The 16434-nt window shown below is 58.4% G+C and carries 12 protein-coding genes; 9 read left to right on the top strand and 3 right to left on the bottom strand.

The genetic code is table 11. The features are described from left to right. The first annotated feature begins 50 nt into the window (after window positions 1–50). Window positions 51–659: a hypothetical protein gene (locus ACQ5BM_RS31590; RefSeq protein ID WP_429819738.1), complete on the top strand. Its 609-nt coding sequence runs from the start codon at window positions 51–53 to the stop codon at window positions 657–659. Between the two features lie 58 nt (window positions 660–717). On the opposite strand, the gene ACQ5BM_RS31585 is transcribed toward ACQ5BM_RS31590, so the two are convergent. After that, on the bottom strand, window positions 718–1449 hold the full coding sequence (locus tag ACQ5BM_RS31585) for a response regulator (RefSeq protein WP_429819737.1): 732 nt from the start codon (window positions 1447–1449) through the stop codon (window positions 718–720). Window positions 1450–1590: 141 nt separating this feature from the next. Here ACQ5BM_RS31585 and ACQ5BM_RS31580 point away from each other — a divergent pair, with 141 nt between their 5' ends. From ACQ5BM_RS31580 to ACQ5BM_RS31565, 4 genes are all read left to right on the top strand, one after another. Beyond that, window positions 1591–2325 (top strand): Crp/Fnr family transcriptional regulator, encoded by a 735-nt coding sequence (locus ACQ5BM_RS31580; protein WP_429819735.1) that lies wholly within the window; start codon window positions 1591–1593, stop codon window positions 2323–2325. A 17-nt stretch (window positions 2326–2342) separates the two neighbouring features. Then, window positions 2343–4232 carry a PAS domain S-box protein gene (locus ACQ5BM_RS31575; protein WP_429819733.1) on the top strand — a complete coding sequence of 630 codons (1890 nt, stop codon included), beginning with the start codon at window positions 2343–2345 and terminating at the stop codon, window positions 4230–4232. 107 nt (window positions 4233–4339) lie between these two features. Beyond that, window positions 4340–7030 carry a GNAT family N-acetyltransferase gene (locus ACQ5BM_RS31570; protein ID WP_429819731.1) on the top strand — a complete coding sequence of 897 codons (2691 nt, stop codon included), beginning with the start codon at window positions 4340–4342 and terminating at the stop codon, window positions 7028–7030. A gap of 81 nt (window positions 7031–7111) precedes the next feature. Continuing rightward, window positions 7112–7945 (top strand): universal stress protein, encoded by an 834-nt coding sequence (locus tag ACQ5BM_RS31565; RefSeq protein ID WP_429819729.1) that lies wholly within the window; start codon window positions 7112–7114, stop codon window positions 7943–7945. A 58-nt stretch (window positions 7946–8003) separates the two neighbouring features. On the opposite strand, the gene ACQ5BM_RS31560 is transcribed toward ACQ5BM_RS31565, so the two are convergent. After that, entirely contained in the window at window positions 8004–8456 is a 453-nt protein-coding gene (locus ACQ5BM_RS31560) for a pyridoxamine 5'-phosphate oxidase family protein (protein ID WP_429819727.1), read from the bottom strand. A gap of 139 nt (window positions 8457–8595) precedes the next feature. Between ACQ5BM_RS31560 and ACQ5BM_RS31555 the strand changes: the two genes are divergently transcribed. Both ACQ5BM_RS31555 and ACQ5BM_RS31550 read left to right on the top strand, forming a co-directional pair. Further along, window positions 8596–9252 carry a BON domain-containing protein gene (locus ACQ5BM_RS31555; protein WP_429819724.1) on the top strand — a complete coding sequence of 219 codons (657 nt, stop codon included), beginning with the start codon at window positions 8596–8598 and terminating at the stop codon, window positions 9250–9252. A 32-nt stretch (window positions 9253–9284) separates the two neighbouring features. Continuing rightward, entirely contained in the window at window positions 9285–11960 is a 2676-nt protein-coding gene (locus ACQ5BM_RS31550; RefSeq protein WP_429819722.1) for a cation-translocating P-type ATPase, read from the top strand. Here ACQ5BM_RS31550 and ACQ5BM_RS31545 read toward each other — a convergent pair. After that, entirely contained in the window at window positions 11953–13200 is a 1248-nt protein-coding gene (locus tag ACQ5BM_RS31545) for an MgtC/SapB family protein (protein WP_429819720.1), read from the bottom strand. The two genes, ACQ5BM_RS31550 and ACQ5BM_RS31545, sit on opposite strands and share 8 nt — an antisense overlap. A gap of 139 nt (window positions 13201–13339) precedes the next feature. On the opposite strand from ACQ5BM_RS31545, the gene ACQ5BM_RS31540 reads away from it, so the two are divergent. Together ACQ5BM_RS31540 and ACQ5BM_RS31535 are read left to right on the top strand one after the other, a co-directional pair. Further along, window positions 13340–13843: a universal stress protein gene (locus ACQ5BM_RS31540; protein WP_429819718.1), complete on the top strand. Its 504-nt coding sequence runs from the start codon at window positions 13340–13342 to the stop codon at window positions 13841–13843. 255 nt (window positions 13844–14098) lie between these two features. Next, on the top strand, window positions 14099–16327 hold the full coding sequence (locus ACQ5BM_RS31535) for a heavy metal translocating P-type ATPase (RefSeq protein WP_429819823.1): 2229 nt from the start codon (window positions 14099–14101) through the stop codon (window positions 16325–16327). The last annotated feature ends 107 nt before the right edge of the window (window positions 16328–16434 follow it).

The following is a 16434-nucleotide window of genomic DNA, read 5'->3' as shown; positions in this document are numbered from 1 at the left end:
CAGAATACTCTTCAGACAAAATAAAAGTCAGATCGCCATCGCTGGCATTGATGCTCGTCAATGACGGCTTCCGGGCTCACGGGAAAACTACGCGCATAATGAGCCGTGCCCCGATCCTGAAGGAGAGCCTACAACCGCACGGCACAGGGCCCTGGATTCGGCTGGTTCGTTTCACCCATCAATCCATCGGGAACATCGTTATCGAGAAGGAAATCATGGCTTCCGCCTATGCCGTCGCCCCAATCAAAGCCGCGCAGGTCGAGCGGGCCTACTGCCTGATCCGCGCCGTCGGCTACCGCATCGATCTTGACGCATGGCGGCAAATCTGCGCAACGGCGCTCCTGCGGACATACCCGTCTCCCTATGTCGAGGAGATTGCAGTTGTCGAGAATTCGCTCGACTACGTCAGAGGTATCGCCATCCTGCGTGCCAGGTATAGTGAACGACTAGGCAGATACCTCTCCGTCCCGGTTTTTGTCATAGCCAGCGCCGGCGACACGCCTGGCGTCTGCGACGCCCTGCTTCAATATCTGCGCGCAACAGCGCGCGATAGACATTGCGGCGCCATTCATATCGCAAGCCTAACACCGGACCGATGGCCGGTTGCCAACGGAACGCCTGAGAGGGAGGCCGACGGTATATTTATCCCGTTGCGCTAAAATCTCCGCGACCCGGATGATCGGTGAAGCATGCCGCAGCAACGAAAGCCTAAGCGTCCTACTTCATCGTCCGTGCACTGAACACGTAGCCCACTCCTCGGACGGATTTGATAAGCTCCGGATAGCGAGGGTCCTTCTCGATTTTGCGGCGCAATCTCGCGATCTGGGCATCTATCACGCGGTCATAGGCCTCCAGTGATCTGCCGCGGGTCAGGTCCATCAACACGTCCCGTTTGAGAACGCGGCCAGCATGCCTCACCAATACGCAGAGCATGTCGAACTCGGCCGTCGTCAAGGCGATCTCCCGGCCGTCTTGCGACGTCAACCGACGACAAGCAACGTCGAGACGCAACCCTTCGAAACAGAAGGTCTCGTTCGTGTGGGCCTCCAGAACCAATGCGGCAAGAGGACGCCGACGGCGAAGCGCGCCCCTTACCCGTGCAAGGACTTCGCGAAGGTGAAAGGGCTTCGTGACATAGTCATCGGCGCCGATCTCAAGCCCCACGACCCGGTCAACCACATCGTCCCGGCCGGTCAGCATAATGATAGGAATATCGGAATGGGCGCGAAGCTCGCGGGCGAGTGACAACCCATCCTCTCCGGGAAGCCCCAGGTCGAGCAGGATGATATCGATATGCGCTTTCTCGAGCTTGTTGCGCATTTCCCGGCCATCGCCGGCGAGGCTGACCCGGTAGCCTTCCCCTTCGAAATAGCGTGCCAACATCTGCCTGATACGTGGATCGTCATCCACAACGAGCACAAGCTCCTGCTCGTTTCGAGCGTCTGCCATAGCCTTCACCGAAATTGGTCTGCCCTGAAACGCTGTTACATTCCGTCACACTATAGCACCAATTGTTGCAGGCGCGTCGATGCCGGTTCACGCATCGATGCTGAAATCGTCTTCAGTCAGCGTCAGACGGAGGATTCCGCTATGTCCCTTCAATCAGTTGCTATGCAAGGCGGTCCTCGAGTGGTGGTGTGCCCCCTTGCACCAGCGGATCTGTCGTCCGTCTTTAGTCTTCAACCGGTCATCGAGGCCGCGCCTGGCCAAGCGCTTTTTTGGGAAGGGGACGATGCCAAATATGTATTTCAGGTTGAAGGCGGCATGTTGCGCGCATTGCGCCTGCTTGCCGATGGCCGCAGGGTCATCGTGGGGTTTCTGCATCCCGGTGATCTCTTGGGCGTCTCTCTCAAGGACCGCTACCTCTATACGGTCGAAGCGATAACTGAAGTCAGACTGCGTCGATATCCTCGTCGTCGCTTTGAAGACGAAGTGGGGCGCCAGCCGCACCTTCGAGAACAACTCCTTTCCAGGCTCTGCGACGAAATGACGGCAGCCCAAGACCAGGCGGTGTTGTTGTCGCGCCGAAGCGCCGACGAGAAGGTTGCCAACTTCCTGCTTCTTATGGCGAAAGGCAGAGATGCTGAGCCGACTGTCTTCATCAACCTTCCGATGACGCGGCTCGATATTGCCGACTATTTGAACATGACTATCGAGACGGTATCTCGCACTATAACGAAATTCGCAAGCAACGGTATCATCGTTGCGCCCGACCGGCGCTCGATCATAGTGCTCAAAAGGCATATGCTTCAATCGATCGCGGACGGTGACGAACTTCGTTCGGCGCAAATGCCAAACAAGGTGAAGCGAACCGGTTTCGCTTGAGAACGTGGCGGTTGATGATGACGCGAACGACGGTCGGGAAAATCGTTACTCTCCTTGAGGGCGCGAACCTGATCGTGCATGAGGTCAGTGGAAGGATCAAACACTGGAGCAGGGGCTGTGAGCGACTTTACGGTTGGTCACGAGCTGAAGCGGAAGGTGAAGTGATCCACCATCTCCTCGCGACCGCATTTCCCGAGCCAATCCATGACATCCACGCGCAGGTTAAACAACACGGGTCATGGTCCGGCGAACTGGTGCAAAAGCGCAAGGATGGAAGCAAGGTCTTCGTTGTGAGCGTTTGGGCCGATCTTCCAGACGGCAAAAGCGATCTTATTGTACAGTTTGACAGCGATGTCACCAATCTGAAACACGCCCAGGCCGATCTCGTTTCAAGAGAGGCTCATCTCAGGTCGATTCTTGACACTATTCCCGAAGCGATGGTGGTGATTGACGAGAGGGGGTTAATCACCTCCTTCAGCGCGGCGGCGGAACGGCTCTTCGGTTTTACGGAAAATGAGGTCCGCGGCTCGAACGTGAAGATGCTGATGCCGTCTCCGGACCGTGAGGCGCATGATCGTTACCTCGATAATTATCTGCGCACGGGCGAGAAGAGGATCATCGGTATAGGGAGAGTTGTGACTGGTAGGCGCAAGGACGGCACGATCTTCCCCATGGAATTGTCGGTCGGAGAAGCGCGGTCCGCCGAAGGTCGGATTTTTACCGGCTTCATTCGGGATCTGACCAGCCGTCAACGCATTGATGAGGAACTGCGTCAGGCACAGAAAATGGAGGCCGTCGGGCAGCTTACAGGCGGGCTCGCGCACGACTTCAACAATCTACTGACTATCATCAACGGCAACCTCGAAATGATCGAGGCGAGCCTCGAGGATCAAGTTCTCAGGCACCTTCTGCAAGAGGCACAGGCCGCAGCCGACGACGGCGCAAAGCTTACAGCACAACTTCTCGCCTTTGGCCGGCGTCAACCCCTTGCTCCGAAACTGGTCGACGTGGGCGGCCTCATCGGGAATTTCGCGAACCTTCTGGGGCGAACGCTGGGCGAAACGGTGGAGCTGTCCACATTGGTTCGTGGCTCTGACAATATCGTACTGGTCGATGTCCCGCAACTTCAGAACACCCTGCTAAACCTTGCATTGAATGCGCGCGATGCAATGCAAGGGCGGGGACGACTCACGATCGAGGTCTCGAAGACAAACCTGGATCAGGATTACGTCCTTATGCATCCGGACGCCCGGATGGGACACTATGTCCTCGTCACCGTCAGCGATACGGGTGTCGGCATGTCGGACGAAGTCAGACGCCGTGCGTTTGAGCCCTTTTTTACGACCAAGGCCACAGGAGCGGGAAGCGGGCTCGGTCTCAGCATGGTTTATGGCTTCGTCAAGCAGTCAGGCGGTCATGTCCAGCTCTATAGCGAACCTGGCCGCGGCACGAGCGTGCGGCTCTTCTTGCCGGCGGCAAAGGAAGAATTACAAGCCCACAAGGCAAGCGAGCCAAAGGATCCTCTACCCGAGCCGGTGCCACGAGGGCATGAGACGATTCTCGTTGTCGAAGACGACGCCCGCGTACGCCGCATCGCAGTCGCTCGGCTCCTGGCCGCCGGCTATGGAGTCGTCGAAGCCGAGACTGGCACTGAAGCCCTTCAGCTTCTCGCCGACCACCCGGACGTTTCTCTTGTGTTTACAGACATGATCATGCCTGGCGGGATGACTGGTAACGAGCTCGCGCAGCATGTTCGCAGATTCCGTCCTGGAATAAAAATACTCCTAACATCGGGCTACGCGGCGCCGAGCCTTACCGAAGAAGGGCTGCCCGAAGGCGCTTCGTGGCTGCTGAAACCCTATACGGCAGGAAAACTCGCCAAGCGCCTGCGCGAACTGCTCGACTGATGCGGTCGTCTTGATCGCGTGCCGGAACCCCGCTGAATGCGGTGCATCGAGTGCATGCCAAACACAGCCCGGGTATCTCCGACAGGCGGAGATTGGAGATCGCCACCATGACGATTCGCAACCTTCAACAAGCCATCAACCCTTCATCGCTAGCGATCATCGGAGCCTCAAAACGGGCGGGTTCGCTGGGGCGTGTTGTCATGAACAACGTGCTGGCGAGCGGGTTCCCGGGTCAAATTTGGCCCATCAATCCCAAATATGAAGAAATCGCGGGACTTCCTTGTTTGGCTCATGTTGCGGACATTCCCGGAGTTCCCGACCTCGCTATCATCGTCACGCCACCAAAGACAGTGCCCGAACTCGTGCATGCGCTCGGGCTACACGGCACCCGAGCAGCAGTGGTGATCACCGCCGGACTTGGCGAGGACAGTGGTCTCAAGCAAGCCATGCTGGATGCAGCAAAGCCCTTCCTGTTTCGCATTATTGGTCCCAACACCGTCGGCATGATTATTCCGTCTGCACGGCTCAATGCGAGCTTCGCTCACTTGCTTCCCTCGCCGGGCGACATTGCGTTGCTGTCGCAATCGGGGGCGATCGCGACAGCTTTGATCGACTGGGCTGTCGAGAACAATGTCGGCTTCTCCAAAGTCATCTCTCTGGGTGACATGACCGATGTGGACGCCGGCGACTTCATCGATCTCCTCGCGACCGATCCAGGAACCCGGGCGATCGTTCTTTATCTCGAAGCAATTCCCAATCCTCGCAAGTTCCTTTCGGCCGCACGCGCCGCGGCACGTCTAAGGCCAATTGTTGCCATCAAATCCGGCAGACATCCCGAGGCGGCTAAAGCGGCAACCACCCATACAGGTGCGCTCTGTGGAGGCGATCAAGTCACGGACGCAGCCTTTAGGAGGGCGGGAATCTTGCGGATCCATGACCTGGCCGATTTGTTCGATGCGGCGGAAACTATTGGACGCTTTGCGCAGCTTGGCAGAAGTCGTGTTTCGATTGTAACGAATGGCGGAGGGGCGGGTATACTTATCGTCGATCGCCTCATGGATCTCGGGTGCGAACTCGCCGACTTTTCCGATCAGACCATCCAGGCTCTTGATCGACTCCTACCTGCGACCTGGTCACGCGCCAACCCGGTCGACATCATCGGCGACGCGTCCCCCGAGCGCTACAGGGCAGCAGTCGAGCTGGTTGCTCAGGCGCCGGAGACAGACCTTCTGATCGTCATGAATTGCCCCACGGGCCTGGCTTCTCCCGTCGATGCCGCTCGCGCGGTTGCCGGGCTCAGCCAGTCCGGTGCGATTTCGACCAAGCCGACCCTCACGTGTTGGCTGGGAGAGCGCACGGCCCGCGACGGGCGGCGCGTCCTACAAGCGGCCGGACTGGCAAGCTTCGATACGCCCGCCGACGCCGCGCTTGCGGCTTCTTATCTGCACAATTGGTCAAGAGCTCGCCAAACATTGTTGCGCGTCCCGGAAAACCCAGTCGAAGGTATCTCCTACGACCGGAAAGCGGTTCAGGCGATCTTCCGCCAGGTCGCAACCGAGAAGCGCCAATGGTTAACTGAGCTCGAAGCAAAAGCGGCCATCGCAGCCTATGGAATTCCCGTCCCGCCGGCAGTTCTCGCGACGTCCTTTGACGAAGTGGAGGCCGTCGCCACCGACATGCTGCGCGAAGCGGCAGCAGTCGTCGTCAAGCTCGTGTCCAGCACGATCACTCGTAAATCGGATTTTGGAGGCGTGGCCCTCGATATCTCCTCGCCGTTGGACGCTCGGCGAGCCGCAGAGCGCATCTCAGCGCGGCTTGCGTCAAAACAATCTCCTGACGTCATCGATGGGTTCGCAGTTCAGCCGATGATCAAGAGCGAGCATGGCAGAGAGCTGATCCTTGGCATCGACCGCGATCCCGTGTTCGGTCCCTTCATCTTGTTCGGATCTGGAGGGACTGCGGTTGAGATCCTTGCCGACAGCGCGATCGAGTTACCGCCCCTTGACGAGGAACTCGCAAGCGGTCTGATCGAGCGCACGCGCATAGGCAAACTTCTCGCCGGCTTCCGTGACGAGCCGCCTGCAAACCGGTCGTCAATTCGAAGGGCACTGCTCGCCATTTCACAAATGGTCATCGACCTTCCTTGCATCGTTTCAATGGACATCAATCCACTCGTTGCCAATGCACATGGCGTCATTGCGCTCGATGCCCGGATCGTGATTGATCCCAAATCGGTCGAATGTCCCGGCCCCAACCCAGCGCTTGCAATCCGCCCCTACCCGCGTGACTGGCAGAAGAACGCCATCTTGAAGGGAAAAACTTATCGCATTCGCCCGATCAAGCCGACGGACGCCGCTCTCTACCCCGCCTTCCTAGAGAGAACATCTAGTGACGACATTCGAATGCGCTTCCTGGCGGCGGGTAAGAGCATCTCGGACCAGATGCTCATCAGGCTCACGCAGATCGACTACGAGCGCGAGGTGGCATTCGTCGCAGTGGATTGCGCAACTGACGAGCTCGCAGGGATCGCTCGGTTTTCTGCCGACCCCGACCATGAGTGCGCCGAATACGGCCTGCTAGTGCGGACCGACTTGCAGGGGCTCGGAATCGGCTGGGCACTGTTTTCCCAGTTAAGGGATTACGCGACGGCCGACGGCCTTAAGCGCATGGAGGGGATTGTTCTGGCGGAAAACACTAAAATGCTGAAACTGTGCCGGGAATTCGGTTGCTCCATCGCCGATCATCCCTCCGATTTTCGTTTGAGAACCGCGACACTCCGGCTCCAATCAAGAGGATGATCTTTGATTGCCGTCAATGCCGTTTGCGAGACCATGCGTAGATTGGCCGATAGCCCAAACATTAATTCGGGAGATGGAGCAATGACGTACAAGACCGTCCTATTGGTTGCCGATGCCGAAAACTATGACATCGATCTGAGAACTGCGGCAGATCTTTGCGTGGCCGGGAACGCGCACCTGTCCGTTTTTCTTGTAAAGCTTGCAGCTCCGGTGCCCCTCGGTGACTACGCGGCGATGTCGGTCGCGTGGCTGGACGCCCGTGCCGGCGATACCGAGAAACTCGGCGACGCCGTTATGAATTCCCGCGCGACCCTGGAAGCGCTTGGCGTCTCTTTTGATGTCCATGGGAGCTACCCTGAAGAAGCGTGGGCGGAGGATGAGATTGGAGAACGGGCACGTTACGCTGACGTAACCTTGATCGGGACAAGCCTTAAGGCGAGTTCGCGGCTTCGCTCGCACGCCATTGACGGTGCGCTCTTTCGTTCAGCCCGGCCGGTCCTTCTATCTGGCAACCGCCAATCGGTGACGCTGGCACCGAAAAAGATTCTCCTTGCATGGAACTCCACCATCGAAGCCGCGAGAGCCGCACGCGAAGCGCTTGAGATGATGAAGAAGGCCGACAGCGTCAATGTTGTGCTGGTCGATCCCAACGCTGCGCCGGCAAGGAACGGGGAAGAACCGGGGGCGGATGTTGCGACTTACCTCGCAAGGCACGGCATCGAGGTCATCGTGGACAGGCTCCCGAGCACTGGGCGCGAAGTCAACGAGGTGCTTTTGCAGCATGCGCTCGACACCGCAGCCGATCTCATCGTCATGGGTGCCTATGGCCATTCACGTGTCCGCGAACGCATGTTCGGTGGGGTCACCAAGGCGATGATCGAGTCACCGGCGGTGCCGGTGTTGATGATACATTGAGCCACAGAACAAAAGTAAAGAGGTGCGCCGACCCTCAAGCGACGCACTTCTTTTGGGTTCATGTCTCGGAACCACAGGACGCCCGCCCGGTCATTTCGAGCACATCGATACTGAAGAAGAGGTGCGGATAATGGCCGGACATTTCTTGAGGACTCGGCTTCAGCCCACCGGGTTCCCACCAATTTGCTCTCTTTTCGAGAAGGGACCAGGCGTGCAAATACTCGCGGTGCCACTGCCCGGTTGGGGCAAGCTCCTGATAGCGCCCGTAGATCACGACGCTCTTCCATTCGTCTCCTGAACCCGCGTCCACCTGCAAGCAGACGTTAGGATTCTTGCGCATCCAGTCGATCTTCTGACCGGGCATGGAAAATGCGTAGAAGCAGTTTCCGGCGTAGGCATATGTGATCGGAACAACGTAGGGCTTGTCGTCCAGGCAACAGGCGAGGCGTGCCACATGACCTTCCTGAACGACACAGTTGCAGTCGTGGCGGGACATCTCCTTGACGATCATGATCCACCTCCTTGAACAAACATCTCCAAATTAAGTTCATCAGCGTTGCCGTGCTTTGACGCCCCTCAAAGACCAATGCCCGACGATGAAGCATACTTTTGGCGCAAACTGCACGAGGAGACCTTTGGAGGTGACCGCCATGAGCGACATTAGTTTACGACAGGATATTCTCGACGAACTCGAGTATGAACCCAGCATTGACGCCGCAAACATCGGCGTAACCGTTGAGAAAGGGATCGTGACCTTGACCGGTCATGTCCACAGCTTTGCCGAAAAGCATGCCGCCGAGCATGTGGCTCAACGGGTTAAGGGCGTACGCGCGATTGCGGAGGAAATCGAGGTGCGGTTGCCCGCGCACAAGAAGACAGCCGATGACGAAATCGCAAGCCGTGTCTTGAAGATTCTCGACTGGGGCGCGGCTATATCCGAGCCGAGCGATATAAAGGTCAAGGTGGAGCAGGGGTTCGTCACACTTGTGGGCACCGTTGATTGGTATTTCCAACGCTCGGCGGCCGAACACTCGGTCCAACAACTCTCCGGTGTAACCGGCATCGACAACCAGTTGAGGATTAGACCGAGGATGGATGTCGTCGACATCCGCCACGGCATCAAGCAAGCCTTGCGACGGAATGCCGAAATCGAGGCCGAGGACATCGAGGTCGAAGTTTCTGGCAGCCACGTTACCTTGCGGGGGAAAGTCCAAAGCCCACATGAGCGTACCACGGCCGAGCAGGCTGCCTGGTCCGCAAAAGGGGTGAGCGGGGTTACCGACTATCTAACAGTTTCGGACAAATAAGCACCCTTCGTGCTTCGCCACGAGGGCCCATGATGACCGATACACTGCTCGACAGCCTCGCTAGAAATAAGGAGGACGATAGCGCCTATACCGGGCTGACGAACGAGGAAGCCCTCACCCGGCTGACTAAGTACGGTTCAAATGCCCTTCCCGAATCGCGGGAAGAGTCGCTGGCCGCAACATTCGTGCGTCAATTCCGTAGTCCATTGATTTACATTCTGCTGGCGGCGGTCTTGGTGTCCTTTCAGTTGGGCGATGTGAGGGACGCGTTCTTTATTGGGATTGTTCTCGTTGCCAACGCCATCGTAGGAACCGTTCAGGAACACTCTGCCGGTCAGGCGGCATTGGCGTTGCGCAAGCTCGAGCAGCCGAAAGCCAGCGTTGTGCGAAATGGGAACTTGCTCGAGCTCGACGCGCGACTGATCGTGCCGGGCGACCTGGTCGCCCTGGAATCGGGCCGACGCGTACCGGCAGACATGCGACTAACCGTTGTTGACGGTCTCTTTTGTGACGAGTCCTTGTTAACAGGCGAATCGTCGCCAATTCGAAAGTCGGCCGCTCCGGCTTCAATCACAGGCGACGAGCAACGACGCCACATTGCATATGCTGGTAGCTTTGTCACACGCGGCCGCGCACGTGGCGTGGTCGACGCGACGGGCAAGAACAGCGAAATAGGTAAACTAGCAAGCGACATCGGGAGGGCGCCTCTTGCCAAATCACCGTTGTTGATCCGGCTGGAGGGCTTTTCTAAACTCATCGCCTTGGTCGTCGCCATTGTCGTGGCCCTGCTGATATTTGTCGGTGTTGCCCGCGACATGCCGCCGAGCGATCTGTTCATGATGGCCGTCGGACTGGCCGTGAGCGCAATCCCCGAGGGCCTCCCGATCGCGATCTCGGTCGCATTGGCAATCAGCATGCGCCGGATGAGCAGGAAACACGTCATCGTTCGTCGCATGCCCGCTGTCGAAGCGCTAGGGTCATGCACGATAATCGCAACCGACAAAACCGGGACATTAACGCTGAATGAGTTGACGGTCACCGAAATTCGCCTACCCGATGGAACCAACCTTTTCTGCGACACGCACGCCGAGATCGAGTCCTGCCACATCCGCGGGCAGGACGCGTCCCCCGTCCAGGCGCGCAATCGCGCAACCGCCCTTCTCAGGGCGGCCTCGCTACCGAATGAAGCATCACTTGTAAGAGGTGAAAATGGGTGGACCAGTGTTGGCGACACGGTCGACGTCGCTCTGCTGGCCGCCGCCCACAAGGCGGGCCTGCCGCGGGAGTCGATTGAGAACGACTATCCTCTGATTGCCCGAATTCCCTATGAGCCGGAGATCAAATATGCCGCATCGTTTCATCGACATGGAGACGTGGTGCGCATCTTCGTGAAGGGAGCGGCTGAAACCCTCATCGCGATGTCGGACCGGATGGAGGCGAATGGCCGTGCGGTAATGATCGACCGCGACAGGCTTTTGCGCCAGAAGGAAGAAATGGCTGCCCGTGGTTTGCGCGTACTTGCGTTTGCGGAAGGCGAAACAGCAGTCGCAGACGGTGGCGGATTTGGCCGGCATCTTCTCGTCGATCTGGTCTTTCTCGGGCTCGTCGGCATGCGGGATCCAATCAGACCGGAAGTGCCGAGGGCCATCCGCGCCTGTCGCAATGCAGGGGTGCAGGTGGTCATGCTTACCGGAGACGATCCCAAGACCGCTGCGGCGATCGCGGCTGATGCAGGCCTTCCCTTCACGATCAGTCAGGTCGTCACTGGCGAAGAGGTGAGCCAGGCCGAGAAGCGAGGGTACGCAAGCCTCGACGCGCTCGCCCGCCGGGGGCGAGTTTATGCACGCATTGCTCCCTCGCAAAAGCTGGCGGTGGTGCGCGCGCTTACGCGCAACGGACACTTCGTCGCCGTCACGGGTGACGGGGTCAACGATGCGCCCGCGCTGAAGCAGGCGCATATCGGAGTGGCGATGGGGCGCAAAGGAACGGACGTCGCCAAGGAAAGCGCCGACATCATCATCACGGACGACAATTTCGCGTCAATTGTCAGTGCCATCAGGGAAGGTCGCGTCGCCTACGCCAATATCCGTAAGGTCATCTTCATGCTCGTGTCCACGGGATCGGCGGAACTTGTGCTGTTTCTTTTGGCCGCCGCCCTCGCATTGCCAATTCCGCTTCTCCCGGTGCAACTCCTCTGGCTCAACCTTGTCACAAACGGCATACAAGATATCGCTCTTGCAAGCGAAGGACCCGAGGGCGATGAGCTCTCGCGGGCCCCACGCGGCCCGAAAGAGCCGATCTTTGACCGAGTGATGATCCGCCGTCTCCGCCAGACAACGCTCGTCATGGGCGGCGGAGGGTTCACGATGTTTTACCTTGCTCTCCTAACCGGATACAGCGAAAGCGATGCGCGCAACATGCTCTTATTGCTCCTTGTTCTTTTCGAAAATTTCCAGACCTTCGCGAGCCGCTCGGAACGAAAATCCGTGCTTGCGCTCGGGATGTTCGCCAATCCGCTCCTGATCATCTGCATTGGCGTAGCCCTGGCTCTCCACATCACCGCCATGCATGTTTCACTACTCAGTGACACCTTGCAGGTTTCACCAATAGAGCCGACCGAATGGGGGATCCTTTTGATTGCAGCATCTTCCGTCCTTTTCGTCATGGAATTCGACAAATGGCGGGGCCGTGGCAACCCTATTACGTAGTCAAGAAGTAGGCACTCGCACCGCCTGCTGCGGCGACAAGCGAGACGAGTCCGAGCGGCAGCCAGTACCCAGCACTACCGGACAGCATCGCGACGAATATTCGCCCCCCGGCATTGACAAGAGCGGCAACAAGCACGGCAGCGCCGACGGTTTCCAAAGGCATCGTTCCGCCGGCGGAGCGCAACGCCGTCAGCACGGCCACGTCGACATCGAAGATCCCGGATGCCGCCGAAATGGCAATCAAGCTATTGTTGCCGATCCTCGTCACCAATACGGCGCCAAGTGTCGCTGTAACGGCAAACAGACTGACAAACACGAGAAGCGGCACAAGTTCGAAAGGATTCCGTGCATCGACGCTTTGGCCTGCGGCGGGTACCCCCTTGGCCAATAGAAGGCTCCCGCACGCAACGGATACGAGAGCTGCTGTCAGCAGCGGCAACAGAATGAGCGGCAGAAGTCGCGGGGACAGCGCAAGGACAATAACCAGCACGCGTAGCAAGGAAATGGCCGCAGCAAGACTTGCTGCTCCTACGAGCGGCCGAGCCGGCTCTCCGCTACGGGCTTTCTGTCCGAAGCTTGCCGTGACTGCGGTAGACGAGACAATCGCACCCGCTAGACCGCTGACAAGAAGCCCGCGCGTACGACCCAGCAGGCGCGTTGCCACATATCCGCCAAAAGAAATGGTAGCGCTCAAGACAGTGAGAAACCAGATTTCTCGGGGATTGAAACCTCCCCAGGGATCGATTGCCCGGTTTGGCAATAGTGGCAACCCGATGGCCGTCATCACCGCAAGTACCAGCGCGGAACGCAGTTCCACCCAGGTTAGCCGCTTGAGGAGATTGTGCAGAAGCTCGCGACTTGCAAGCACCGCGGCAAGAGCGGCACCACCAGCAGCCGCAGCCTTGTAGTCGCCCACGACTGCCAACCCACCCAATGAAAAAACGCATAGTCCAGCTACGACACCAGTCACACTGAAATCTTCATCGCGTCGAGCCTCACGCAGTTTGAACCAGGTCAAGCTCATCGAAAAGCCCAGCAATCCTGCGGCAAAAACGATTTGATTCTTCTGAGCTTCCGACATTGCTGCGATGATGCCGCCAAGAAGAGCGGAAATCCCGAAGGTTCGAATGCCGGCAGTGCGACTGCCTTCCGGCGCATCCCTTTCGCGCCATCCCCGTTCCAGTCCGACCAGAAGACCGATTGCAAGTGCGAGCCCCAGGCGAAGGATAAGCGGTTCCATTTTGCTCTGTTCCAATGGTCGTATTTCGACTGAGATCAACTCACCTATTTCCTTGGACAGCTAACCTCATCTTGTCTTTGACGTCGGTCAATGCTTGTCGGCCGGCAATGCATGAGGCTGTTTCTTCGAGGAGGCTCCGATGGCTAATGACCACATCCTTGTTGCAACGGACGGATCCGACCAAGCGCGCGACGCCGTGGCGATGGGCGCAAGGCTTGCCAAGGCGATAGGCGCTGACCTGACCGTGCTCCATGTCGTCCCACCGGCGCTCTCGGGCGTGCAGCACGGCTTTTTCGGCCCGCGGCGCGTGTTTGCGATCGGCACTATGGTCCCGAGAATGCCAAGGACGACAGAGATCTTGCAGAGACCGGGCGATGGCATCGACGAGAGCACGTTGGCGCTTGGCGAGGAAATTGTGGCGGAGGCCGCCAACGAGGCATGCAGGTTGGGCGTTGAGAATGTCGATGCGCGCGTGGAAATAGGCGATTGTGCGGAAACCATTCTCGACACTGCAAGGGAGATTGGCGCAAGCATGATCGTCGTTGGAAGCGGGGGCCTTGGAGGTCTTCAGGGCATGATCCTTGGGAGCGTGTCGAAGACAGTCACCAAGCACGCGCATTGCTCGGTCCTGATCATACGCTGAAGATTGCGACGAGAACCGCTGGCCTCGCTCCACACCAGACCGAACGCCTTACGCTAGCGAGTAGATCCGGACCCGGCATTGTTCGCCGGCCCCTGACGAACCTGCGACGCAACATTACACTTGTGAGATCGTCCGCCAGTGATTTGAGGAAGTCAACCCTTGGGCAAGCAGCTGGCATCCACACTTGGGTGGCAAGAAGGAAGATGGCCAAAACGCGCGCTTCTTGCGCTGAGCGTGATCTTTCTAACAGCGGGCATGCTCGCTTGGCTCACGGGCCGGCCGGATATTAGTGCGTGGCTTTGGGGAGGAGGAACAGCCATTGTCCTGGCGAACCTTTTCATGGAAATTGCCAAGGGCCTCGGTAAAGGCGAGTTCGGACTGGACGTGATTGCCGCTCTCGCGATGAGCGGTGCACTCTTCCTTGGCGAATACCTCGCTGGGACTATCATAGCAGTGATGTTTGCCGGTGGAGAGGCGCTCGAGGATTTTGCGCAAAGGAGGGCACGCCGCGAGCTGACCGCGCTACTTGAACGGATTCCGCGCACGGCGACGCGTTTCACCGGTGTGCAGTTTGAAGAAGTCCCGATTGAGTGCATTGCGCCTGGCGACCGGGTCCTCGTGCGTGGTGGTGAAGTACTGTCGGTGGATGGCAGCTTGAAGGATGACACGGCGCTCCTCGATGAGTCCGCCTTGACGGGCGAGGCGCTGCCTGTCCAACATCGATCCGGCGAACACCTGATGAGCGGCACAATCAACGCCGGAAATCCGTTCGAGATGGTAGCATCACGATCAGCAAATGAGAGCACCTATGCGGGCATTGCAAGACTGGTCGAGGCTGCGAAATCAACCAAAGCGCCAATGGCTCGGCTTGCGGACCGTTACGCCCTCATCTTTCTCGCTGTGACGCTGCTCGTTGCGGGGCTTGCCTGGCTTTTCTCAGGGCAAGCGGTCAGGGCACTTGCGGTGTTGGTCGTTGCGACCCCTTGTCCCCTCATACTTGCAGTTCCTGTCGCGCTGATCTCGGGCGTCTCGCGCTGCGCCGGCAAAGGAATCCTCGTGAAGGGCGGTGGCCCCCTCGAAATGCTCACGCGCGCAACAACGGTTCTGCTTGACAAGACGGGGACGATCACCGGCGGTCGCGCTCGTCTTTTAGAGATCAAAGTCCGCAACGATCTGGATCCGAACGAGATCCTGCGTTTGGCTGCTTCGATCGATCAAGGCTCCCACCATGTCGTTGCCCGTGCGTTCGTCGCTGCCGCTCGTGAACGTGGGCTCGACCTCCGGCCGGCATCCGATCTGCAAGAACTGCCTGGCTCCGGCATTAGAGGGCGCATTGATGGCCATAATATCGCAGTGGGCGGTTGGGACTTCATCCGCCCGATCACCGATGACAGCGACTTCTCGCGCGAACTTGAGTTCTGGATCAAACGGGAGGGAACCGTTGCCATCGCAGTTGCTAAGGATCGTATCCTTGCAGGCGCATTTCTTCTGGCTGACGAGGTCAGACCGGAAGCCGGCACAGTTCTAAGGCAGCTGCGTGAAGCCGGGTGCAAGCGGATTGTGCTTGCCACGGGGGACCGGAAAGATCTCGCCGAAAGCCTAGCGTCATTTCTCGATGTCGATAACATCGTCGCCGAAATGAAACCGGAAGACAAGATACGGTTAGTGGAGACCGAAAAGGTGGTAGCGCCCGTCATGATGGTGGGCGACGGCGTAAATGATGCTCCTGCCCTTGCAGCGGCCAGCGTGGGGGTGGCGATGGGTGCGGGTGGGGCCGCAGCATCAGCAGAAGCGGCCGATGTCGTCATCCTCATTGACCGCCTCGATCGTCTCGTCAGTGCAGTTCGTATCGCAAATCGATCCCGGCGCATCGCGCTCCAGAGCGTTTACGTCGGAATGGGCCTGTCATGTGTTGGCATGGTCGTGGCCGCATTCGGTTATCTCGCACCGATCGAAGGCGCGCTTGCGCAGGAAGCCATCGATGTCATAGCCATTCTCAACGCTCTGCGTGCCCTGGGTCGTCCGCTGCGCCTATGGGCCCACGGCAAATACTTGTCACAGCAAGAATTATTCGAGCTGGAGGCTGAGCATCGCAATCTGATCTCGATCGTCGACGAAATACGCCACACGAGCGATCGAATCCAGCATCTCTCCAACGCCGACGTCCGTGAAAGTCTGGCCAAGTTGGAAGTACTGTTGCGAGAGCAGCTCCTCCCTCACGAAAAGCGGGACGATGGCGAGTTGTATCCTTTGCTGCGGCGGAGGCTGGGTTCATCGCATGCCCTGGCCGGCATGAGTCGGACTCACATGGAAATTCGGCGCCAAGTCCATCATCTGTCATCCCTTAGCCGGGCGGTCGGCTTTGTAGGCCCAAGCTCGGAGCAACTCGAGGAGATCCAACGTCTGCTTCATGGGCTCGACGCAGTCGTACGATTGCACTTTGCCCAGGAACAGGAAATCTACCGCGCACTTGAAGGCGACTAACTCCAGGCCGATTGGCCTTGAGTTCGATGCCAATTGAAGGCGATCGCGGCCGACGGGGCACTGGCTGGACATCTTCGGTATTCGACTTCCAAGCGATCGAGAATTAA

It is taken from the genome of Ensifer sp. B1-9 (assembly GCF_050474445.1).
Lineage (GTDB): Bacteria > Pseudomonadota > Alphaproteobacteria > Rhizobiales > Rhizobiaceae > Ensifer.
The sequence above is the reverse complement of the archived record's forward strand: the minus strand, read 5'-3'. Positions and strand labels throughout refer to the sequence as shown.